The sequence below is a fragment of the Mesorhizobium sp. M0626 genome (assembly GCF_040320665.1).
Lineage (GTDB): Bacteria > Pseudomonadota > Alphaproteobacteria > Rhizobiales > Rhizobiaceae > Mesorhizobium.
Map to the genome: position 1 here is coordinate 1 of NZ_JAMYQD010000058.1, position 1,044 is coordinate 1,044.

Below are 1,044 nucleotides of genomic sequence, written 5' to 3' on the forward strand. Positions count from 1 at the left end.
TGTTTAGTCCCAAGGTTTGATGGGTTGGATCGAGCCTGAATCGTTCGGGCTCTTTTGTCCAGATTTTGCAGATGTATTCAAAGGGCGTGAGGCCCTTGAGGGTCTTCAGTCGACGGCCGAAATTATAGGCTAAGACGAAATCGGCGAGATGCTGGCGCAGTTGGTCATGGCTCTCGTAGTAGAAGCGTTTGACGGTCGCATCCTTGATCGTGCGGTTCATGCGTTCGACCTGGCCGTTGGTCCATGGGTGCCTTGGCTTTGTCGTTCGGTGGTCGATATCGGCCTTGGCGCAAGTATGTTCGAAGGCGTGCGCCCATATGATTTCTCCCGCCGCCATGGCTTCCTTGATCAGCGGAACGGCCGAGCCGCCGGCACCTGGGGTCGTGAACTGAATGCCGTTGTCGGTAAGCACTGTGTGGATCTTGTAAGGGACAGCATCAAGAAGATGGCGCAGGAAATCGGCGGAGACCGCTGTCGTTGCCTTCTCGTGCAGCTCGACGAAAGCGAACTTCGAGGTCCGATCTATGGCCACGAACATATGCAGCTTGCCCTGCTCGGTTCGGACCTCGGCGACGTCGATATGGAAGTAGCCGATTGGATAGGCCTTGAACTTCTTCCTTGCCGGCTTGTCGCCCTCGACATCCGGCAACCTGCCTATCCCGTGACGCTGCAGGCAGCGATGCAAGGATGACCGCGACAGATGCGGGATCGTCGGTTGGAGAGCATAGAGGCAATCGTCCAGTGGCAGCAGCGTATAACGCCGAAAGGCGACGATGACCGCCTCTTCCTCAGTCGATAGCACTGTCGACTTCGGATCTCTGGGGCCAGTCGGAAGATCGGCGGCCGACGTCCGGTTCCTCCACTTCCTAACCGTCTTCTGATTGATGCCGTAGCGCTTCGCCAGCGCCCTCAGGCTCTCTTGACTATGCTGTATCGCTCGACGGATCGCCTCTGTCGTCGTGGCGCTCCCATGAAGAACCTGGCCCATAGCGCATCCTTTGATTCGGACGAAAAGTATGCGCCATCAAAGTCTGGGATCAAACA

Annotated in this window: 1 protein-coding gene; it reads right to left on the bottom strand. The window is 57.1% G+C overall.

Translation table 11 applies throughout. The features are described 5' to 3' along the window. Positions 1-988: IS481 family transposase (locus NKI37_RS31850; RefSeq protein ID WP_352627494.1), on the bottom strand; the 988-nt coding region annotated here is incomplete at its 3' end. Between the last annotated feature and the right edge of the window lie 56 nt (positions 989-1,044).